The organism is Nocardia sp. NPDC059195 (assembly GCF_042754695.1).
In the GTDB taxonomy this organism is placed as follows: domain Bacteria; phylum Actinomycetota; class Actinomycetes; order Mycobacteriales; family Mycobacteriaceae; genus Nocardia.
The window spans coordinates 24,388-46,188 of record NZ_JBHZBG010000027.1 but is presented as its reverse complement, the minus strand read 5'-3'; the positions used below and the strand labels follow the sequence as shown (position 1 = coordinate 46,188).

The 21,801-nt window shown below is 66.9% G+C and carries 17 protein-coding genes and 1 riboswitch; of the genes, 13 read left to right on the top strand and 4 right to left on the bottom strand.

What is annotated here, in order from left to right:
- Positions 1-11: 11 nt before the first annotated feature.
- Positions 12-2,276: a 5-methyltetrahydropteroyltriglutamate--homocysteine S-methyltransferase gene (metE, locus tag ACFXKN_RS26790; RefSeq protein WP_379434039.1), complete on the bottom strand. Its 2,265-nt coding sequence runs from the start codon at positions 2,274-2,276 to the stop codon at positions 12-14.
- A gap of 143 nt (positions 2,277-2,419) precedes the next feature.
- A riboswitch (cobalamin riboswitch) is annotated at positions 2,420-2,629 on the bottom strand.
- A 279-nt stretch (positions 2,630-2,908) separates the two neighbouring features.
- Here metE and ACFXKN_RS26785 point away from each other — a divergent pair.
- The 3 genes from ACFXKN_RS26785 to coaD are packed head-to-tail and all read left to right on the top strand — an operon-like array spanning position 2,909 to position 7,356.
- Positions 2,909-6,307: a pyruvate carboxylase gene (locus ACFXKN_RS26785; protein WP_378965138.1), complete on the top strand. Its 3,399-nt coding sequence runs from the start codon at positions 2,909-2,911 to the stop codon at positions 6,305-6,307.
- Positions 6,304-6,867, top strand: a complete 564-nt coding sequence (gene rsmD, locus ACFXKN_RS26780; protein WP_379434038.1) for a 16S rRNA (guanine(966)-N(2))-methyltransferase RsmD — start codon at positions 6,304-6,306, stop codon at positions 6,865-6,867. Before ACFXKN_RS26785 ends, rsmD begins: the two co-directional genes overlap by 4 nt.
- A gap of 3 nt (positions 6,868-6,870) precedes the next feature.
- The gene (gene coaD / locus ACFXKN_RS26775) at positions 6,871-7,356 is read left to right on the top strand and encodes a pantetheine-phosphate adenylyltransferase (protein ID WP_378965153.1); all 486 of its coding nucleotides are present in this window, start codon (positions 6,871-6,873) and stop codon (positions 7,354-7,356) included.
- A gap of 149 nt (positions 7,357-7,505) precedes the next feature.
- On the opposite strand, the gene ACFXKN_RS26770 is transcribed toward coaD, so the two are convergent.
- Positions 7,506-8,063: a GtrA family protein gene (locus ACFXKN_RS26770; RefSeq protein WP_379434037.1), complete on the bottom strand. Its 558-nt coding sequence runs from the start codon at positions 8,061-8,063 to the stop codon at positions 7,506-7,508.
- 253 nt (positions 8,064-8,316) lie between these two features.
- On the opposite strand from ACFXKN_RS26770, the gene ACFXKN_RS26765 reads away from it, so the two are divergent.
- From ACFXKN_RS26765 to ACFXKN_RS26720, 10 genes are all read left to right on the top strand, one after another.
- A complete protein-coding gene (locus ACFXKN_RS26765) occupies positions 8,317-9,090 on the top strand; it encodes a DivIVA domain-containing protein (protein WP_378965162.1) in 774 nt (257 codons plus the stop codon).
- Positions 9,091-9,177: 87 nt separating this feature from the next.
- Entirely contained in the window at positions 9,178-9,783 is a 606-nt protein-coding gene (locus ACFXKN_RS26760; protein WP_379434036.1) for a YceD family protein, read from the top strand.
- A gap of 80 nt (positions 9,784-9,863) precedes the next feature.
- Positions 9,864-10,046 (top strand): 50S ribosomal protein L32, encoded by a 183-nt coding sequence (rpmF, locus tag ACFXKN_RS26755; RefSeq protein WP_040708879.1) that lies wholly within the window; start codon positions 9,864-9,866, stop codon positions 10,044-10,046.
- Positions 10,047-10,070: 24 nt separating this feature from the next.
- A complete protein-coding gene (rnc, locus tag ACFXKN_RS26750) occupies positions 10,071-10,802 on the top strand; it encodes a ribonuclease III (protein WP_378965176.1) in 732 nt (243 codons plus the stop codon).
- Positions 10,803-10,806: 4 nt separating this feature from the next.
- Complete coding sequence (gene mutM, locus ACFXKN_RS26745) at positions 10,807-11,667, top strand: bifunctional DNA-formamidopyrimidine glycosylase/DNA-(apurinic or apyrimidinic site) lyase (RefSeq protein ID WP_379434035.1); 861 nt, start codon at positions 10,807-10,809, stop codon at positions 11,665-11,667.
- A 64-nt stretch (positions 11,668-11,731) separates the two neighbouring features.
- The gene (locus ACFXKN_RS26740; protein WP_378965187.1) at positions 11,732-12,313 is read left to right on the top strand and encodes a dihydrofolate reductase family protein; all 582 of its coding nucleotides are present in this window, start codon (positions 11,732-11,734) and stop codon (positions 12,311-12,313) included.
- A gap of 5 nt (positions 12,314-12,318) precedes the next feature.
- Positions 12,319-13,356 (top strand): PHP domain-containing protein, encoded by a 1,038-nt coding sequence (locus ACFXKN_RS26735; RefSeq protein WP_379434034.1) that lies wholly within the window; start codon positions 12,319-12,321, stop codon positions 13,354-13,356.
- A 92-nt stretch (positions 13,357-13,448) separates the two neighbouring features.
- Positions 13,449-14,942 (top strand): substrate-binding domain-containing protein, encoded by a 1,494-nt coding sequence (locus ACFXKN_RS26730; protein WP_379434033.1) that lies wholly within the window; start codon positions 13,449-13,451, stop codon positions 14,940-14,942.
- Positions 14,943-15,366: 424 nt separating this feature from the next.
- On the top strand, positions 15,367-16,536 hold the full coding sequence (locus ACFXKN_RS26725) for a glycosyltransferase family 4 protein (protein ID WP_379434049.1): 1,170 nt from the start codon (positions 15,367-15,369) through the stop codon (positions 16,534-16,536).
- Entirely contained in the window at positions 16,533-18,677 is a 2,145-nt protein-coding gene (locus ACFXKN_RS26720) for a glycogen debranching N-terminal domain-containing protein (protein WP_379434032.1), read from the top strand. The genes ACFXKN_RS26725 and ACFXKN_RS26720 overlap by 4 nt, the downstream gene beginning before the upstream one ends.
- Before the next feature lie 110 nt (positions 18,678-18,787).
- Here ACFXKN_RS26720 and ACFXKN_RS26715 read toward each other — a convergent pair whose 3' ends face one another.
- Together ACFXKN_RS26715 and kdpB are read right to left on the bottom strand one after the other, a co-directional pair.
- The gene (locus ACFXKN_RS26715; RefSeq protein ID WP_379434031.1) at positions 18,788-19,657 is read right to left on the bottom strand and encodes a potassium-transporting ATPase subunit C; all 870 of its coding nucleotides are present in this window, start codon (positions 19,655-19,657) and stop codon (positions 18,788-18,790) included.
- 1 nt (position 19,658) lies between these two features.
- A complete protein-coding gene (gene kdpB / locus ACFXKN_RS26710; RefSeq protein WP_379434030.1) occupies positions 19,659-21,800 on the bottom strand; it encodes a potassium-transporting ATPase subunit KdpB in 2,142 nt (713 codons plus the stop codon).
- Position 21,801 lies beyond the last annotated feature (1 nt).

The window sequence follows — 21,801 nt, the reverse complement described above, 5'->3', positions numbered from 1 at the left end:
CGACTCTCAGATCACCGCAGCGCTGCCGCGGCTGTCACCAAGTTGCGCAACGACGCCTCCACCTCGACCGGCCCGCGGGTCTTGAGACCGCAGTCCGGGTTCACCCAGAGGCGTTCGGCAGGTACCGCTTTCAGCGCGGCGGCCAGGGAGACCGTGATCTCTTCGACCGACGGCACCCGCGGCGAGTGGATGTCGTAGACGCCCGGCCCGACGCCGAGCGCGAAACCGGCCGCGTTCAGATCGTCGAGAACCTCCATGTGCGAGCGCGCCGCCTCGATCGAGGTGACATCGGCGTCCAGGCCCGCGATCGCCGAGATGACCTCGCCGAACTCCGAGTAGCACAGGTGGGTGTGCACCTGGGTGGTGTCAGCGACGCCCGCGGTGGCGAGGCGGAACGAATCCACCGACCACCGCAGGTACGCGGGCTGTTCGGCGGCACGCAGTGGCAGCAGCTCGCGCAGGGCGGGCTCGTCGACCTGGATGATCCGCGCGCCCTGGGCTTCCAGGTCGACGGTCTCGTCCCGGATGGCGAGCGCGACCTGGCGGGCCGACTCACCCAGCGGCTGGTCGTCGCGGACGAACGACCACGCCAGGATGGTGACCGGGCCGGTGAGCATGCCCTTGACCGGCTTGGTGGTCAGCGACTGGGCGTAGCCGATCCAGGACAACGTCATCGCCTCGGGCCGGGTGACGTCGCCGAACAGGATCGGCGGGCGCACGCAGCGAGTGCCGTAGGACTGCACCCAGCCCGCCTCGGTGACGGCGAAACCGTCGAGCAGTTCGGCGAAGTACTGCACCATGTCGTTGCGTTCGGGTTCGCCGTGCACCAGCACGTCGAGGCCGAGTTCTTCCTGCAGGGTGATCACGTCGGCGATCTCGGCCCGCATCCGCCGCACATATTCGCACCTGTCGATCTCGCCCTTGCGCAGCGCGGCGCGGGCCAGCCGGATGGTCGAGGTCTGCGGGTAGGAGCCGATGGTGGTGGTCGGCAGCACCGGCAGGTCGAGGTGATCGCGTTGCAGGACGCGACGCTCGTCGGCGGGGGAGCGGGTCAGGTCGTTGTCGTCGAGCGCGGCCAATCGAGCCCGGACCTGGTCGTTGTGCAGGCGCGGGTCGCTCCGGCGGGAGTCGGCGGCGGCGCGGGCCGCACCCAGTTCGTCGGCGACGGTGTCGACACCGGCGGTGAGGGCGGTGGCCAGGACTCGCACCTCGCCGACCTTCTCGGTGCCGAACGCCAGCCACGAGCGCAGCCGCTCGTCCAGTCCGGTCTCGGGAGTCAGCGAATACGGCACGTGCAGCAGCGAGCACGAACTCGACACCGCCACCGCGTCGGCGCTGCCGAGCAGGGAGCCGAGGGTGGCGAGGGCGGCGTCGAGGTCGGCACGCCAGATATTGCGGCCGTCGACCACGCCCGCCACCACCAGCTTGCGAGCCAGAGCGGGCAGCGCCGCGACCGCCGAGATATCGGTGCCCGCGGTGAGATCGAGCGCGACACCCTCGATCTCGGTCTCGGCCAGCACCGCCAATGCGGCATCGGGGTGCCCGAAGTAGGTGGCGACCAGGATCGCGGGCCGGTTCTGCGCGGCCGAGAGCACGCTGTAGGTCTGGCCGACCAGGGCGATCTCCGCCTCGGTCAGGTCGGTGACCAGCACCGGCTCATCGATCTGCACCCACTGCGCGCCCGCGTCCGCCAGTTGGGCCAGCAGGTCCAGGTACAGCCCCAGCAGCTCGGGCAGCCGCTCCAGCGCGGCGCCGTCGGCGGCCTTGGCGAGTTTCAGGAAGGTGATCGGACCGATCAGCACCGGACGCGCGGGCACACCGAGCTCGATCGCCTCGTCGAGTTCGGTCAGCAGCTTGCCGGGATGCAGCGAAAAGGTGGTGGCCGCGTCGATCTCGGGCACCAGGTAGTGGTAATTGGTGTCGAACCACTTGGTCATCTCCAGCGGCGCGACCGTGTCGGTGCCGCGCGCCGCCGCGAAATAGCGATCGAGCGGATCGGCGATCCCGGCCACGCGCGGCGGCAGTGCGCCGAGCAGTTCAGCGGTGTCGAGCATCTGGTCGTAGTAGGAGAAGGTGCCAACCGGCACCGAATCCAGTCCCGCCGCGGCCAGTTCGGTGAGCTGGGCGCGACGGAGCTGACGGCCGACCGCGTGCAAGTGCGCGGCATCGGCACGGCCGGCCCAGTAGGACTCGGTGGCGCGCTTGAGTTCCCGGTTCGGGCCGACGCGCGGTAGGCCGAGAACCGTTGCGGTGAAAGGAGTGTGCGAAACAGTCACGGAGATTCTCCAGTGTCGTGCAGGGAGAGCCGTCGCCTTTTCGCGGGCACACGCCACCCGGCCGGACCAGGTCGCGAAAAGGTGCGACGAGTCGGCATCGGTGGTCCGCGCGCCCGATCCACGAGGCGGTGGCCGCCGGATACGGCGTATCCGGCACAGTCGGCAGGTATTCGGACTCGCGGGCACCGGTCGTGTGATCGACCGACCTACTGGCCGTCGCTTCCCAGGCATGATGCCCAGTGCTGATGACGGCGGTCGTTCCTGCTCACCGCTGCGGGACAGTCCCGGATTCTCACCGGGTTCCCTCTCACCCGGTGCGGAACATGATCCGCACCCGGGTTTCGACACCTGTGCGGGAGGTCGGGGCTCCGACTCTTCCACCGCGCAGGCGAACCAGCTGCGTCCCCAGCATAGGCCCTCGACGCCGGGCGCGGGTCACCGCCCCGTGGTGAACAGCGCCGTGACCTGCGGTTGCGCCCACGTTGTCCACGCGCACCGCAGGCCACTCCCCGCGGTGAGATGTGACGGCCTGATGAACGCAACTTCGCAGGTAGGCGGGTGTGCGGTGTGAAGATTGCTGCGAAGCCACCTTGCGTGTCCGTCCCCGGCTCATGGCCGGGTACCGTAGGCCAATGTTCTCGAAAGTCTTGGTCGCAAATCGTGGTGAGATCGCTATCCGTGCCTTCCGCGCGGCCTACGAACTCGGCATCGGAACGGTCGCGGTGTTCCCATACGAGGATCGCAACTCCGTGCACCGCCTCAAGGCGGCCGAGTCCTATCAGATCGGCGAAGAGGGTCACCCGGTTCGGGCGTATCTGTCGATCGAGGCGATCATCGACGCCGCGGTGGCCGCAGGCGCCGACGCGATCTACCCCGGCTACGGCTTCCTGTCGGAGAACCCCGACCTCGCCGCGGCCTGTGCCGCCGCGGGCATCACGTTCATCGGCCCCACTGCCCAGATCCTCGAGATGGCGGGCAACAAGGCCACGGCGATCGCCGCGGCCAAGGCGGCCGGCCTGCCGACGCTGAAGTCCAGCGAACCCTCGGCCGACATCGACGAATTGCTCACCGCCTCGGCCGAACTCGAATACCCGATCTTCGTCAAGGCCGTCGCCGGTGGTGGCGGTCGTGGCATGCGCCGGGTCGCCGCGCCCGAGCAGTTGCGTGAGTCGATCGAAGCGGCCTCGCGCGAAGCGGAGTCGGCGTTCGGTGACCCGACGGTGTTCCTCGAGCAGGCGGTGGTGAATCCGCGCCACATCGAGGTGCAGATCCTGGCCGACCAGCACGGCAATGTGATGCACCTGTTCGAGCGGGACTGTTCGTTGCAGCGCCGCCACCAGAAGGTGATCGAGCTCGCGCCCGCCCCGAACCTGTCTCCTGAACTGCGCGAGCGGATCTGCGCCGACGCGGTGGCGTTCGCCCGCCAGATCGGTTACATCAACGCGGGCACCGTGGAGTTCCTCCTGGACGAGCGTGGTAACCACGTGTTCATCGAGATGAACCCGCGCATCCAGGTGGAGCACACGGTCACCGAGGAGATCACCGACGTCGACCTGGTGCAGTCGCAGCTTCGGATCGCCGCCGGTGAGACCCTCGCGGACCTGGGCTTGAGTCAGGAAACGGTGCAGATTCGCGGTGCCGCGCTGCAGTGCCGCATCACCACCGAGGACCCGGCCAACGGATTCCGCCCCGACACCGGCCGCATCACCGCCTACCGCACGCCGGGCGGCGCGGGCATCCGCCTCGACGGTGGCGCGAACCTGGGCGCGGAGATCGGCGCCTACTTCGACTCCATGCTGGTGAAGCTCACCTGCCGTGGTCGCGACCTGCCCGCCGCCGCCGCGCGCGCCCAGCGCGCGCTCGCCGAATTCCGTATTCGTGGCGTGACGACCAACATTCCGTTCCTGCTGTCGGTGCTCGACGACCCCGATTTCCAGGCGGGCCGGGTGACCACCTCGTTCATCGACGAGCGTCCCGAACTGCTCACCTCGCGCGGATCGGCCGACCGTGGCACCAAGATCCTGACCTATCTGGCCGACGTCACCGTCAACAAGCCCAACGGCGACCGCCCGACCACGGTGTACCCCTACGACAAGCTGCCCGCCGTCGACCTGACGCTGCCGCCGCCGGACGGTTCGCGCCAGCGGCTGCTCACCCTCGGACCGGAGGGTTTCGCGCGTGCCCTGCGCGAACAGAAGGCGCTCGGCGTCACCGACACCACCTTCCGTGACGCGCACCAGTCGCTGCTGGCGACCCGCGTGCGCACCAACGGTCTGCTCGGTGTGGCGGGACACGTCGCGCGGCTGACCCCGGAGCTGCTCTCGATCGAGGCGTGGGGCGGCGCGACTTACGATGTGGCACTGCGGTTTCTGCACGAGGACCCGTGGGAACGCTTGGCGGCCTTGCGGGAAGCCGTGCCCAACATCTGCCTGCAGATGCTGCTGCGCGGTCGCAACACCGTCGGCTACACGCCCTATCCCGAACAGGTCACGCGCGCTTTCGTTTCCGAAGCCGCCACGACCGGTATCGATATCTTCCGCATCTTCGACGCACTCAACAACGTCGACCAGATGCGTCCGGCGATCGACGCGGTCCGCGAAACCGGTACTGCCGTAGCCGAAGTCGCCCTGTCCTACACCGGTGACCTGCTCGACCCGAACGAGTCGCTCTACACCCTCGATTACTACCTGAAGCTGGCCGAACAGATCGTCGACGCGGGCGCGCATGTCCTCGCGATCAAGGACATGGCTGGTCTGCTGCGCGCCCCCGCGGCCGCGAAACTCGTTACCGCACTGCGCAGTAACTTCGATCTGCCGGTGCACGTGCACACCCACGACACCCCCGGCGGACAGCTGGCCACCTACCTGGCGGCCTGGCAGGCCGGTGCCGACGCGGTCGACGGCGCGTCCGCGGCCATGGCGGGCACCACGAGCCAGCCCGCGCTGTCGGCGATCGTGGCCGCCACCGCGCACACCGATCACGACACCGGCCTGAACCTGCAGAACGTGTGCGATCTCGAGCCGTACTGGGAGGCGCTGCGCAAGGTCTACGCGCCGTTCGAGTCGGGTCTGCCCGCGCCGACCGGTCGGGTGTACACCCACGAGATCCCCGGTGGTCAGCTGTCGAACCTGCGTCAGCAGGCGATCGCGCTCGGCCTGGGTGACCGGTTCGAAGAGGTCGAGGCCAAGTACGCGGCCGCCGACCGGCTGCTCGGCCGCCTGATCAAGGTGACCCCGTCGTCGAAGGTCGTGGGTGACCTCGCGCTGGCCCTGGTCGGCACCGGTGTCGACATCGAAGATTTTGCCGCCGATCCGGGCCGCTTCGACATCCCCGATTCGGTGATCGGCTTCCTGCGCGGCGAGCTCGGCACCCCTGCGGGCGGCTGGCCCGAGCCGTTCCGCAGCAAGGCACTGGCGGGGCGCAACGAACCCAAGCCAGAGACCCCGCTGAGCCCGGCTGACCAGAAGGCACTCGACGGCTCGTCCGCCGAGCGCCGCGAAACGCTGAACCGGCTGCTGTTCCCCGGCCCGACCGCCGAGTTCAACAACCACCGCGAGAAGTACGGCGACACCACCGGGCTGTCGGAGAACCAGTTCTTCTACGGCCTGCGCCGCGGCGAGGAACACCGCGTGCAGCTGGAGAAGGGTGTCACTCTGCTCATCGGCCTCGAAGCGATCTCCGAGCCCGACGAGAAGGGCATGCGCACGGTGATGTGCATCATGAACGGGCAGTTGCGCCCGGTCGCGGTGCGGGACCGTTCGGTTGCCTCCGAGGTGCCCGCGGCCGAGAAGGCCGACAAGAACAACGCAGGCCACATCGCGGCACCGTTCGCCGGTGTGGTCACCCTGGCGGTGTCGGAGGGCGATGAGATCCACGCCGGTGACACCGTCGGCACCATCGAGGCGATGAAGATGGAAGCGGCCATCACCGCGCCGCGCGGTGGCGTGGTCGGGCGGATCGCGACCACCAAGGTGGCCCAGGTCGAGGGCGGGGACCTGCTGGTGGAACTGGTCGCACGCGAGTCGGAATGACACGCATCGTCGCGGGTGTGGCAGGCGGGCGGCGCTTGAAGGTGCCGCCCGCCGGTACCCGGCCCACCTCCGATCGGGTGCGTGAAGCGCTGTTCAGCGCGATCGACGCTCGCCTCGATCTGGACGGGACAACGGTCCTCGACCTGTACGCGGGCTCGGGTGCGCTGGGATTGGAGGCGCTCTCGCGCGGGGCCGAGCGGGCATTGCTGGTGGAATCCGACCGCAAGGCGGCCGACGTGGTGCGCGCCAACATCGCCGAGCTGGGTCTGCCCGGTGCGGAACTGCGGCTCGGCAGTGTGTCCTCGGTGCTGAAGCAAGCCGCGCCGCGGGCCTACGACGTGGTGTTCTCGGATCCGCCCTACGACGTGAGCACCGAGGACGTGATCGCCGACCTCACGGCCTTGGCGAGCAACGGCTGGCTCGCACCGGAGGCGTTGGTGGTGGTGGAACGGTCGAGTCGTTCACCCGAAATCACTTGGCCCGCAGGCTATGTGGCGCTGAAGGCACGCAAGTACGGGGAGACCAGAGTTGAGCTGGCCGAGTTCGGTGCTAGCGTCTGAGGTATGGCTGCAGCACTGTGCCCCGGCTCCTTCGACCCGGTCACCAACGGTCACCTCGACGTGTTCGCCCGCGCGGCCGCACAGTTCGACGAGGTGATCGTCACGGTGAACGTGAATCCCAAGAAACAGGGCATGTTCACCGTCGAAGAGCGCATGGAACTCCTGCGCGAATCGGTCTCGCACCTCCCGAACGTGCGCGTGGCGTCCTGGCAGGGTCTGACGGTCGATTTCGCCAAGCAGGAAGGCGTCAGTGCGATCGTCAAGGGTCTGCGCGACGCGGGCGACTTCGGCTACGAGCTCCAAATGGCCCAGATGAACCACAAACTGGCCGGCGTCGACACCTTCTTCATCGCCACCAACCCGTCCCTGAGCTTCCTGTCCAGCTCCTTGGTCAAAGAAGTAGCGGCCTACGGCGGCGACGTGAGCGACATGCTCCCGCCTGCCGTCCATAAGCGCCTCCTCGCCCGCCTCGCGGAACGCAAGAACTGATCGAGAAACAAGCGCAAGAACTGTCCTCGCGAGAACAAGCGCAAGACCTGATCTCGCGAGAACATGGGTAACTCACCAGCTAACAGCTAACCGAGCCCCATACCCCAACTGCCGGCCGCCAACGCGACTCCTCAACGGACTAACGGTGGCTAGATGTCGCGGGGAGGCGGGACAGGGAGGCGGAACAAGCCTCGCAGTGCGAGGAAGCGCATGCCGCCGACCGCGGCGGTGATGGCGAGGACCGTCAGTGCTTGGGTGATGTCGCCCAGACCGGGCGCCCAGAAATCCAGTCCGGCCAAGAACGCGGTGGTGATCGCGAGTCCGATCAACGCGATCCCGCCGCCTTCCCACTGCGCGGTGAACCAGGTGACCCGGTCGGTGGCGTGGAAGGTGAGCTGACGGTGGAATTCGTTGGCGATGATCGTGCTGACCACCGAGCCGGCCACATTGGCGACCAGCGGGCCGATGCCGTGCATCGCGAAGAACAGCAGCACATAGGCGATATTGCTCGACCCGCCGACGAGGGCGAAGCGGAAGAGCTGGGGCAGGGCGCGGTCGCCGCGCAGATAGGTGAGCGCGCCCTCGAGCTGGGGGCGCAGCGCGGGTGCGACTTCACTCGGCGTCACCACGGGGAACGGACCGGTCCAGGGAGTGAACATGCCCGCCACGTGCGACACCGGACTCCTAGGAGTTTCCAGGAGGGTCATGTTCGACTCCGATCCCCAAATGAACAGACGTCGAGGAGTACAACAGCGAAAAGGTTGCGGTGCTTCCCGGCGGACGGCGTTGTCGTGCCTACCGATGGTAGCCGAAGTGGAGGGCTGCACTCCACTTGATAACCGTGCGATCTTGGACACTGTCGCGACACACCGCAACGACATTCGGCACAGCCGCCGAGGACGGGCACACTGGGCGTCGGCGGTAGTGGTTTCGCCGTGAGTCCGCAGGAGGGTAGTGAGCATGTATCGCGTATTCGAAGCACTCGACGAACTGGTCGCCATCGTCGAAGAGGCGCGCGGCATCCCGCCGACCCGCAGCTGCATCGTGCCGCGCGGCGATGTCCTCGAACTTCTCGACGACGTCCGCGACGCGCTACCCGGTGAACTCGACGACGCCCAGGATGTGCTCGATCACCGCGACAAGATCGTCGGCGACGCCCGCAGCGGCGCCGAGACGACGGTCACCACGGCCAACGAGCAGGCACGCACCACCATCGACAAAGCTCGCGCCGAGGCCGATCGCATCCTCGCCGACGCCAAGGACCACGCCGACCGGATGGTCGCCGAAGCCACCGCCCATGCCGACCGCCTGGTGACTTCGGCCCAGGCGGAGGCCGATCAGGTCGTGGCCGACGGCAATGCCGAGTACGACGAGCTCACCGGCCGCGCCCAGATCGACGCCGACCGGGCCATCGACGCGGGCAAGGCCTCGTATGAGCGCTCGGTCGCCGACGGCAAGGCCGAACAGGCCCGGCTGGTCGCGCAGACCGAGGTGGTGCGGGTCGCGCACGCCGAATCCGCCCGGCTGATCGACGATGCGCAGGCCGAGTCCGACCGGGTGCGCACCGAATGCGACGACTATGTCGACGAGCAGATGGCCGATTTCGGCAGCAGGCTCGCCGCCGTGGAAGAGACGCTCAACACCACCCGGCGCTCGATCACCCGTGGTCGTCAGCAGATGCGCGGCGCACCGGGCGCCGAATACCCCGAATACGCTGCCGACCACCGCCGCTGAGCCGAGCGCGCGTTTTGAGTTCCGGCGGGGTCCTGCCGTACTGTTGAGTGGTTGCCCATTATCCCCTCAACGGTAAGTGAGTCCGTGATGTCCGCCGGTTCCGGTTCGCCTGCGCGTCCACGCAAGACCAGTGGTCCTGTGTCCGACGCGGGTTTTGTGCTGGATGTCCGCAATCTCGGCCGTCGGCCGGGAACCATGCGGGAGCTGCGTCGCACGGTCACCGACCATGAGCGGCTGGGTCTGGACCTGATCGCCATCCCGGCCGACGCCGAGGTGGAACTCGACCTGCAGCTGCAGGCGGTCTCGGAGGGTGTGCTGATCACCGGCACGGCGTCCGGGCCGACGGCCGGGGAGTGCTCGCGCTGCCTCGAACCGTTCGACGGCCAGGTGCAGGTTCGTCTGACGGAGTTGTTCGCGTATCCGGACAGCGCCACCGAGCAGACGACCGAGGACGCCGAGGTCTACCGCATGGAAGACGACCTCGTCGATCTCGAGCCGGTGATCCTCGACGCCATCGGGCTGGAGCTTCCGCTGCAGCCGCTGTGTTCGCCGGACTGCGCGGGCCTGTGCCCCGAGTGCGGTGTGCGGATGGCGATTGCGGGTCCTGATCATGGGCATGAGATACTGGACCCTCGCTGGGCGAAGTTGGCGAATTTCGCCACTGACGAGCCCGGTACCGGCGACCCCGCCTGAGGGTTCCACCACCAAGACCAAACCGCTGCCGCGGCATCTGATGCCGATGTTGTCAGCGAAAACCAAGAGGAGAAGTAGCCGTGGCTGTTCCCAAGCGTCGGATGTCGCGTTCCAACACCCGGTCGCGGCGCAGCCAGTGGAAGGCCACTGCGCCGACCCTGGTCACCTGCCCGAACCGCGCGTGTGGTGAGAAGACCCTCCCGCACATCGCGTGCCCGTCCTGCGGTACCTACAAGGGCCGCCAGGTCACCTCTGCAGTCTGATCGTTGTAGATCATTCCTAGCAACGTGACAGCCAGTAAAGACAATGTGGGCGCGGCGGATCACGCCAGCCTGCTCACCGCCCTCGGTGTCGACGTACGACCGGAGCTTCTGCGCCTAGCGCTGACGCACCGGTCGTACGCGTACGAGAACGGCGGTTTGCCGACCAACGAGCGCCTGGAATTCCTCGGCGACTCGGTACTCGGCCTCAGCATCACCGAGCGCCTGTATACCGAGCATCCGGAGAAGTCCGAGGGTGAACTCGCGAAACTGCGCGCCAGCGTGGTGAATATGCACGCGCTCGCCGAGGTGGCGCGTGGTCTCGGCAACGGCGGACTCGGCCAGTATCTGCTGCTCGGTAAGGGCGAAGAGCTCACCGGCGGCCGCGACAAGCCGAGCATCCTCGCCGACGGCATGGAGTCGCTGCTCGGTGCGGTGCACCTCGAGCACGGCATCGAAACCGCGCGCGGTGTGGTGCTTCGACTGTTCGCCGAGCTGCTCGAGCGTGGCCCCCGCATGGGCGCCGGCCTCGACTGGAAGACCAGCCTGCAGGAGCTCACCGCCGAACGCGGTCTCGGCGTACCCGCCTACGAGATCACGTCCACCGGACCGGACCACAACAAGGAATTCACCGCCACCACGGTGATCGCCGGTCATCCGTACGGTTCGGGCGTCGGCCGTTCCAAGAAGGAAGCCGAGCAGCAGGCAGCCGGTAACGCCTACAAGGCGCTGACCGACGAATCTACGAACAAAGCCTGAATCCGTGCCCGAACTGCCCGAGGTAGAGGTTGTTCGGCGCGGTCTGGCCGATCACGCTGTCGGCCGGGCGATCGATACCGTCACCGTCACCCACCCGCGTGCCGTGCGTAGGCACGCCGCGGGTGGTGCTGATCTGGCGGCACGACTCACCGGATTGCGGATCGACTCCGCGCAGCGCCGCGGGAAGTATCTCTGGCTCACTTTCGACGAGCCCGATACCGCACTGGTCGTGCATCTGGGCATGAGCGGTCAGATGCTGGTGCAACCCGCTGACGCGCCCATCGAAAAACACGCGCATATCCGGGCCGTGCTCGGTGACGGTGCCGAATTGCGGTTCGTCGATCAACGCACCTTCGGTGGCTGGGCACTGGGCGAACTCGTCGAGGTGGACGGGACCGTGGTGCCCGATTCCGTGGCCCATATCGCGCGTGATCCGCTCGACCCGCTGTTCGACCGCGACGCCGTGGTCGCGGCCATCCGCGCCAAGAACACCGAGATCAAACGCGTGCTGCTCGATCAGACGGTGATCTCGGGCATCGGCAATATCTACGCCGACGAGGCGCTGTGGCGGTCGGGTCTGCACGGCACCCGCGTCGCCGCCGAGCTCACCCGCCCGGTCCTGCGCACGCTGCTCGACGGGGTCACCGCGGTCATGACCGAGGCGCTGGCCGTCGGCGGCACCTCCTTCGACGCCCTGTACGTGAATGTGAACGGCGAATCCGGCTATTTCGCCAGGTCATTGGCCGCGTACGGGCGTGAGGACGAACCGTGCGATCGGTGCGCGACATTGCTGGTACGGGAACAATTCATGAACCGGTCGTCGTTTTCCTGTCCGAAGTGTCAACGGAAGCCGCGCCGCCGCTGATCCGGGCACGCTAACGTTTCCTCTGACAGGTCGTGACAGACCGGGTCCGTGCAGGGAGGACGTTATGCGCAAGCTGACCTATTTCGTGGCATCGACAATCGACGGTTTCATCGCCGCCGAGGATGGAACGCTGGATTTCTTCCCGGTAGGCGGTGACCACGGGCCCGCGATCATCTCGCAGTACCCGGAAACCCTGCCGACCAAGGTGCGCGAGGCGCGCGGGATCGCGGCGGGCAACATCTACTTCGACACCGTGATCATGGGCCGCAAGACCCACGACTTCGGGGTCCGCACCGGCACCGCCAGCCCCTATGCGCACCTCCGCCAATACGTGGTGTCCACGACACTGCCCGAAGCGCCCGCGCCGGGGGTGGAACTGATCGCCGAGGATCCGGCCGCCGCGGTGCGTGAACTCAAACGCGAAGACGGACTGGGTATCTGGCTCTGCGGCGGCGGTCAACTGGCGCAGGCGCTGCTGCCCGAGATCGACCAGGTGTTCCTGAAGCTGCACCCGGTGGTACTCGGCACCGGCAGGCCGTTGTTCGGCGGTGGGGCGAAACTGCCCGCGCCGGAACGGTTTCGGGTGATCACCAGCCGGGTGTACGCCGACGGCGTCGCGTTCCTCAAGTACGGCCGGATCAAGTAGTCGCGATGACATCGGCGGCGAGTCCGGGTCCGGTGGCGGCACTGCGTGAGGTCGGGTTCTGGCTCGAACGCGGTCGTGCCGAAACGCACCGGGTAAAGGCTTACCGCCGCGCCGCCGATGTCGTCGCCGGGCTGCCGGAGAGCGAATATTCCACTCGCGCAGCCGAACACAGCTGGCGTGAACTGGCCGGCATCGGACCGAAAACGGCAGCCATCATCGAACAGGCATGTGCGGGTGAGGTTCCCGACTACCTGGCTGAGCTCCGCAAGGACGCACAGCCGATCGCGCCCGCGGGCGAGGAGTTGCGCGGTGCGCTGCGTGGCGATCTGCACACACATTCGGACTGGTCCGACGGTGGCAGTCCGATCGCCGAGATGATGGGTGTCGCGGCGGCACTGGGACACGAATACTGTGCGCTGACAGACCATTCACCCCGCCTCAAGGTCGCCAACGGCCTGTCCGCCGACCGGCTGGCGCGCCAACTCGACGTGATCGCCGAACTCAACGAGCAGATGGCACCGTTTCGCATCCTCACCGGCATCGAGGTCGACATCCTCGACGACGGCACCCTCGATCAGCGCGCCGATCTCCTCGGACGCCTGGATGTCGTTGTCGCCAGCGTGCATTCACATCTGCGCGACGACAGCGCCACCATGACCAAGCGGATGGTCTACGCCGTCGCGAACCCGAATGTCGACATCCTGGGCCACTGCACCGGCCGGCTCGTCGAAGGGGCACGCGGCACCCGCCCGGAGTCGTCGTTCGACGCCGAACTCGTCTTCGAAGCCTGCCGCCGCTACGGCACCGCCGTCGAAATCAACAGTCGTCCCGAACGCCGCGACCCACCCGGACGATTGATCGAGCTGGCCGTCGAGATGGACTGCTTCTTCAGCATCGACACCGACGCGCACGCCCCAGGTCAATTGGCTTGGCAGGGTTATGGATGCGAGCGGGCACTGGCACACGGCGTCACCGCCGATAAGGTGATCGACACCTGGCCGGTCGACGAGCTGCTTGCGTGGTGTGGTGAGTCCGGTGGGTGAAATGGTGCCCAACAACTGATTCCGTGTCGCAAGGTTCCGTTCTCGTCTGGTACAAACGACTCGCTGTGTACGGGGAGTGAGTGGGGGACCGGATGAGTGACTTTCCGATCGAGATCGTGCTCTCGCTGATCGCCCTCGCCGTGGCTGTCGCCACGTATCTGCAGCAGTTCGTGTTCATCGAGCGAAAGCGGCTCGGCTATCGGGTCCAGATGAACACGCCGGCGAGCAAGATCTTCACCGATCCGAATGGGGCGCCGCAGGCGAACAACAACGGGACGGCATCCAAGTCGGTCGTCCTGATCCGCATCGAGAACTCTGGCACCGCCGAGATCGTCGCGGGTGATTACTACTCGAGTCGGCCGAGATTGGTTTTCCCCGCGCACACGGTGCACCTGATCGAGGTCACCGAGCGCGTCAACCTCCAGGGGCGGGTCGACACAGGTGCGACCCTGGACGCGATCCAGACGGTCACCAGAGCCGACGGTGGCTCGGAGATCTTCCTGCCGGCCGAAAATCTCGCAGTCGGTGAACATTACAAGGTGCTCGCGGTACTCGAAGGGCCGGTGGCCGCACCGGATGACCACGACGGTGAACAGGTGGTGACGCACCTGGGCAGTATCAAGAGCGGCACATTCGAGGCGACCCCCAGCCATTCCAGCGGTATTCGACCCGCACGCGCACTGCTCGGCCTGAGCCTGTTCCTCGCCGTGGTCGTCACGATTCAGCTCGTGGCGTCCATCGTGCGACCGGAACCCCTGCCGGACTACTGTGCCACCGGCACACTCGACCTCGTCGGCTCGACCGCGATGGCGCCGATGATCCGCAAGGCCGCGGCATCGTTCGAGAACCACTGCCCCGGAGCGAAATTCGCGTTCGACTTCACCGGGACGACCGACGGTCTCGAGGATCTGGATGCGCCGGAGTCGGCGCCGAACACCGTGGCCATCGGTGAAGGGCCGAAGCACAAGACCTTCCCTGACCTGTCCGAGAGTGCGTTCGCGGTGGCGCCGTTCTCGGTGGTAGTACACCCGGACCTCGGGGTCGCGGATCTGACCACAGACCAGATTCAGCGACTGTTCCGTGGGCAGATCAGCAACTGGATCGAGATCGGTGGCCCGGATCTGCCTGTCGTGGTGGTGGATCGGGAATACGGATCGGGGTCCAGGTTCGCCATCGAGCACCGCTTGCTCGACTGGAACCGACCGCTGTATCAGCCCGAACCCTGTGCGGGACGGCAGCGACTGGTCCATTGCGAAGTACGGTCGACTACCGCGATGGCCGATGTCGTCGCCAGGAACCCCGGCGCGGTCGGCTATCTCGAGTCGTCGGCGGTTCGCGACGCCGCGATCAAATCGGTGAAGATCAACGGCGTGGAGGCGACAAAGGACAATATGCGCGCCAAGGCCTACCCGTTCTACTCCGCCGAGTTCGCCTTCAACGACTATCCCGGCGGTCAAATTCCGGCGGAATCACTGGCGGCGAAGTTCATCGACTATCTCACCCATGGTCAGGGCAGGCTCATCGTCGCCGAGTTCGGTGGCATCGCCTGCGTGGATTGGGATGTTCGAACGGACTGCGCGCCCTGACGATCGATAGATCGCCGGTGATTCGCTGGGTTCCCCATTTCGCGATCGGCAAACGTGCGGTAAGGCTGGTCTCATTGATCCGAGCCTCGGAAGGATTCCTGGTCCTGACCCGGGTGATCTTGAAATCTATACGGCGTAGAGTGCATCTGACCGCGTAATCTCCTGCCCTGGTAGAGAATCGATATCGAACATTTCCAGCAACACGCTGGTTTACTCTCCGGTAGCGGGGTACGTTCCTTGACGGCCCCTCTGTTCAGGCGGGCACCCGAAAAGGTGCGCATTGCGTCTGGCCAGGCCAACCATGCCCCATGGACGGCGGTGAAGCTCTCGTCTCCACCTCCGCCGAGGCGGCCATCTCTTGTTCGCGCAAGTGTTGCGAGGTTGCGTCCCTGGAAGGAAGGTCATGAGTACAGACACGTCGGCAATGTCGCCGACCGGTTTGTCCGCGTCCGATCTCTACTCGATCGATCACCACGGAGGTCCACTGCGGATCGCCATGGTTGTTCCACCGTATTTCGATGTTCCACCCAAGGCCTACGGCGGTGTCGAGGCCGTAGTCGCCGATCTGGTCGACTCACTGTGTGAGCGTGGCCATCACGTCACCCTGTTCGGCGCGGGCATCGACGGCACCCAGGCGGATTTCGTCCCGCTGTGGGACCGGATCCAGCCCGAACGGCTGGGTGACCCGTTCCCGGAGATCGTGCACGCGCTGCGGGTGCGCCGCGCCATCGAGCGGCTGGCCGATACCGAAGGCATCGATCTGGTCCACGACCACACTTTCGCTGGCCCGCTGAACGCGCCCGCCTACGCCAATCTCGGGTTGCCGACGGTGGTCACCGTGCACGGCCCGGTGCAGGACGACTGCTACCGCTATTACAAGGAACTGGGCCAGGAGTGCTCGCTCGTCGCGATCAGCGACCGTCAGCGCGCGCTGGCCCCCGATCTGCCATGGGCGGGCCGGGTCCACAACGCACTGTGTCCCGAACAGTGGCCCTACGAGACCGAGAAGCAGGACTACGCGCTGTTCCTCGGTCGTTTCAGCAACGACAAGGGCCCACATCTGGCGCTCGACGCCGCCCACGCCGCCGGCATGCCGCTGATCCTGGCGGGCAAGTGCAGTGAGCCGCCCGAGAAGGCCTACTTCGAGGAGTTCGTGCAGCCGCGAATGACCGACCAGGATCAGATGTTCGGTCTCGCCGACGCGGCCGCCAAGCGTAAACTGCTCTCCGGAGCTAAGTGTCTGCTGTTCCCCATTCGATGGGAGGAGCCGTTCGGCATGGTGATGATCGAGGCGATGATCTGTGGCACGCCGGTGGTGGCGTTGCGCGGCGGTGCGGTGAGCGAAGTGGTGGTAGACGGGGTAACGGGGCGGATCTGTGACGATCCGGCCGAACTGCCCGCCGCCATCGCCGAAGTGCAGACCTACGATCCGGCCCTGTGCCGCAAACACGTGGTCGACAACTTCAGCGCCGACACCCTCGGCCGCGGCTACGAACAGGTGTACCGGGAGCTGCTCGCCCGCACCACGATCGGGTACGACACCGCGTATGCGATGCCGATGCCCGTCGGGGTGGCGGCCAACGGGCGCGCATGAGCACCGACAGCGCCTCGGCGCCGAGCCCCCTCAACGCGGGGGAACCCGCGGGGCTCGGTGGCGGCGGCGGCAACATCACCCTTGTCGAAGGCGGTACGTTCTGCCTGTCCGACCGGCTCGGCGATATCGAGCCGGGCAAGCCGCAGGGCCTGTTCTTCCGTGACGCCAGGGTGATTTCGCGCTGGGAGCTGATGATCGACGGCAAACGGCCCGAGGCGCTGTCGGTGCTGAGTCCGGAGGCCTTCGCGGCACGGTTCGTGTTGCGCAGGCCTCCGCAGCAGGGTCGGGCCGACAGCACCTTGCTGGTGGTGCGCGATCGGCTCGTCGCCGAGGGCATGCACGAGGTGATCACCCTGGAGAACATGAGCCGCGAGGCGACGGCGGTGGTCCTCGAACTGCATGTCGACGCCGATTTCGTCGACCTGTTCGCGGTGAAGGAAGGCCGCACCAACGGGCGCCGGGCGGAGATGACAACCGCCGACGGCGAACTGCTGCTGCACGACCGCGAGGATCTGTCCCGTGGGCTCGCGCTCACCTCGACCGTCGAGCCGATGGTGCTGCCCGGCACCATGATCTGGCGGGTGGTGGTGCCTGCGGGTGCGCGCTGGCAAACCGAGATCACCGCGCAACCGGCAGGCGCCGCGCAACGCCCGCAGACCTCCGGCTCGGTGGGCGAGCGCTACCGGGCCAGTGAGCCGGTACGCAAGATCCAGGCGTGGCGGGCCACCGCCACCGATATCTCCGCCGACTCGGGCCTGCTCAACCAGATCCTGCGCCGCAGCGAAAGCGATCTGGGCGCCTTGCAGATCCACACCGATTCCGGCACCAACCGGCCGTTCGTGGCCGCGGGCGCGCCGTGGTTCATGACGCTGTTCGGCCGGGACTCGCTGCTCACCGCATGGATGTCGCTGCCGCTGGAAACCGATCTGGCACTAGGCACTTTGCAGCAGCTGGCCGAATTGCAGGGCCAGACGATCGACCCGCTCGTCGAGGAGGAGCCGGGCCGGATCATGCACGAGATGCGGCGCGGGCCCTCGGTCGGGCAGGTGCTCGGCGGGCAGATCTACTACGGAACCGTCGACGCCACACCACTTTTCGTGATGCTGCTCGCCGAATGTCTACGGTGGGGCGCGGATCCGGGATCGATCGCCACTCTGTTACCCGCCGCCGACGCCGCGATCAGCTGGATCACCGATTTCGGGGACCGTGACGACGACGGTTTCGTCGAGTACGTGCGCGCCACCGACCGCGGCCTGATCAATCAGGGGTGGAAGGACAGTTTCGACGGAATCAACGACGCCGCAGGGCATATCGCCGAAGCGCCGATCGCGCTGGCCGAGGTGCAGGGGTATGTGTACGCGGCGTTCCTGGCCCGCGCGGAACTGGCCGACCAGTTCGACGACCCCGAGCTGTCCGTGCGGATGCGGGAGCGGGCCGACGAGTTGCAAACCAAGTTCGCCGAGCAGTTCTGGCTACCCCACTACGGGTGGTACGCGGTGGCGTTGGACGGCCGCAAGCGGCAGGTCGACGCGTTGACCAGCAACGCCGCGCACTGTTTGTGGTCGGGCATCGCGACCGACGAACATGCCGAGATCCTCATCCGGAATCTGTCTCGGGCAGAGATGGATTCGGGATTCGGGCTGCGCACCTTGGCTTCGGATATGGGCGCTTACAACCCGATGAGTTACCACAGCGGGTCGATCTGGCCGCATGACACGGCGATCGCCGTCGCCGGGTTGATGCGGTACCAGCATGTGCCGGGCGCGGTGGAACTGGCCACGAAGCTGTCGGGTGGTCTGCTCGATGCGGCCGCCGCGTTCGACGGTCGATTGCCCGAACTGTTCTGTGGTTTCCCGCGGTCGAGATTCGCCGCACCCGTGCCGTATCCGACATCGTGTTCGCCGCAGGCGTGGGCGAGTGCGGCGCCGCTGCTGCTGGTTCGGTCGTTCCTCGGGCTCGATCCCGATGTGCCTGCCAAGACGTTGACGTTGCGGCCGCAGGTGCCACCGGCATGGGGGTGCGTGCGGATGTCGGAGTTCCGGCTGGGCGATGGGGTGACGGTGGATCTCGAGGTATGCGGGTCAGCGGTGACCGTGACCGGTCTGCCCGATGGTTGGGCTCTGGTTACAGACGAGGATTAGCGCAGCAACTCTGGGTCTGACCCCGTCTTTTGCTCTGGTCACAGACGAGGATTAGCGCAGAATGACGAAAGGGGCCGGATCCGTGGTGGATCCGGCCCCGATCGCTGTGTTCAGCCCCGGAACGGGTAGCGGGCGTCGAGATCGAGGTTGAGTTCGACGACGTTCACCCGCGGCTCGCCGAGGAATCCGAGCGTGCGGCCGTCGGTGTGGGCGTCGAGCAGTTCACGCACCTGGGTGGTGGTGATGCCGCGCGCCGTCGCCACCCGCTCGACCTGGATGGTCGCGTATTCGGGGGAGATATGCGGGTCGAGTCCGCTGCCGCTCGCGGTCACCGCGTCGGCGGGGACGGCGGCATCGGCCGGTGCGTCACCGAGAATCGGGATGATCCGGCCGACGGAGTAGTCTTCGCCCTCCTTCGCGCACTCCACGGCGACGCCGCGGAACGTGGCCACGAACGGCTGCGCGGGGCAGAGTTCGTTGACGCTGACCACCTGCACCGGCTGCGACACATCGCCGTCGGCATCGCGCGGACCGATCACCGAGAGCACCGCGCCCACACCGTCTTTCGTGCAGAACTGCCGGGCGCCGTCGACCCCCTCACGGTCGCCGACCTCCTTCGAGCGGGTGCACACGGTGGTGAGCAGGCTGGTGCGATCGGCGGTGTCGACGATGTCCTCTGGGCCGAGATTGCTCGCGGCGGTGGACAGCGGGTCGTAGCCGTTGCCCGCGGCCGACGGGCGGCTCTGGAAGTACTGCGCCATGGCGTTGCCGTCGGCGTCGGTGAACGACTGCCCGATCAGGCTGGAGCCCACCACTTTTCCGTCCCGCTCGATGAGCGACCCATCGGCTCGCTCGCTGAGCCCCGGCAGCTGGGCGATCGCGAAGACGGCTACGGGATACACGATTCCGGTGATCGCGGTCAGCACCAGTAGGGCGCGCAGGGCGGCCAGGTGCTGGCGGATCCAGGTTGACATACGCATTTCAGGACATCCCGGGGAGGAGTTGGACGAACAGGTCGATGATCTTGATGCCGACGAACGGGGCGATGATGCCGCCGAGGCCGTAGATCGTCAGGTTGCGGCTCAACAGTTTCGAGGCATTGCTCGCCCGGTAGTTGACGCCGCGTAGCGCCAGCGGAATGAGCGCCACGATGATGATCGCGTTGAAGATGACCGCGGACAGGATCGCCGACTGCGGACTGGCCAGGCGCATGATGTTCAGCGCGTCCAGGCCGGGGAACAGCACCACGAACAGCGCGGGAATGATCGCGAAGTACTTGGCGATGTCGTTGGCGATGGAGAACGTGGTGAGCGCGCCACGGGTGATCAGCAACTGCTTGCCGATCTCGACGATCTCGATCAACTTGGTCGGGTCCGAGTCCAGATCGACCATGTTGCCCGCCTCTTTGGCGGCCGAGGTGCCGGTGTTCATGGCCACACCCACGTCGGCCTGCGCGAGCGCGGGGGCGTCGTTGGTGCCGTCGCCGGTCATCGCGACCAGGCGGCCGCCGTCCTGCTCGGACTTGATCAGGGCGAGCTTGTCCTCCGGTGTGGCTTCGGCGAGGAAGTCGTCCACACCCGCCTCGTCGGCGATCGCCTTGGCGGTCAACGGATTGTCGCCGGTGATCATCACGGTGCGGATGCCCATGCGGCGCATCTCGTCGAAGCGCTCCCGCATGCCTTGCTTGACAACGTCTTTGAGGTGGATGACACCAACAAGGCGCGGGGTGCCGTCCTTGACCTCGCCGACCACCAGCGGCGTGCCACCGGATGCGGAGATGCCGTCGACGATCACCGCGGCCTGCTCGGGGATCGAACCGCCCTGGGCGCGAACCCATTCCGTCACGGCACCGGCTGCCCCCTTGCGCAGCTGGTGCCCGTCGGCGAGGTCGACGCCCGACATGCGGGTCTGTGCGGTGAACTCCACCCAGGTCGCGCCCGGCAGTTCACCCGCGCTGCGTTCGCGCTTGTTGAACACCTCCTTGGCGAACACGACGATCGAGCGGCCCTCCGGTGTTTCGTCGGCAAGACTCGACAGCTGCGCCGCGTCGGCCAGTTCGTCGTCGAGCACGCCCGGCACCGGGATGAACTCGGCGGCCTGCCGGTTGCCGAGGGTGATGGTGCCGGTCTTGTCGAGCAGCAGGGTGTTCACATCGCCCGCGGCTTCCACCGCACGACCCGACATCGCCAGCACATTGCGCTGCACGAGGCGGTCCATGCCCGCGATGCCGATGGCCGAGAGCAGCGCGCCGATGGTGGTCGGAATGAGGCAGACCAGCAGCGAGACCATCACGATGCCGGTGATGCCATGCGCGTCCAGCGCCGAGGTATCCGGCACGCCGGGGTTGTTCGACTTGGCGAAGATGGCCAGCGGCTGCAGGGTGGTCACCGCGAACACGAAGATGATCGTGAGCGCGGCCAGCAGGATGTTGAGCGCGATCTCGTTCGGTGTCTTCTGCCTGCTCGCGCCCTCGACGAGCGCGATCATCTTGTCGATGAAGCTGGCGCCGGGTTCCTGGGTGATCCGCACGACGATCCGGTCCGAGAGCACCGTGGTGCCGCCGGTGACGGCCGAGCGGTCGCCGCCGGATTCCCGGATCACGGGCGCGGACTCACCGGTGATGGCCGATTCGTCCACCGAGGCGATGCCTTCGACGACGTCACCGTCGCCGGGGATGATCTGGCCCGCTTCGACGACGACGTAGTCGCCGCGACGCAGCTCGGGGGCGGCGACGCGTTCCTCGACGATGCGCCCACCCGGTGTCCAGTCGGCCAGCCGCCGGGCGATGGTGTCGGTCTTGGCTTTGCGCAGCGAGTCGGCCTGCGCCTTGCCGCGCCCCTCCGCGACGGCTTCGGCCAGATTCGCGAAAACGACGGTGAGCCAGAGCCACACCACGATCGCCCAGGCGAAGAAGCTCGGGTCGGCGATGGCGAGGATGGTCGACCACACGGCGCCGATCTCGACGATCAGCATCACCGGGTTCTTCCACAGCGTGCGCGGATCGAGCTTGCGCACGGCGTCGGGGAGGGAGGTGAGCAGCAATTTCGGGTCGAGGACGCCGCGGTGCACGCCCTTGCTTCGGTGTTCGGGCCGCGGTGCGGTTTCTAGTGTGGGAGTGGTCATT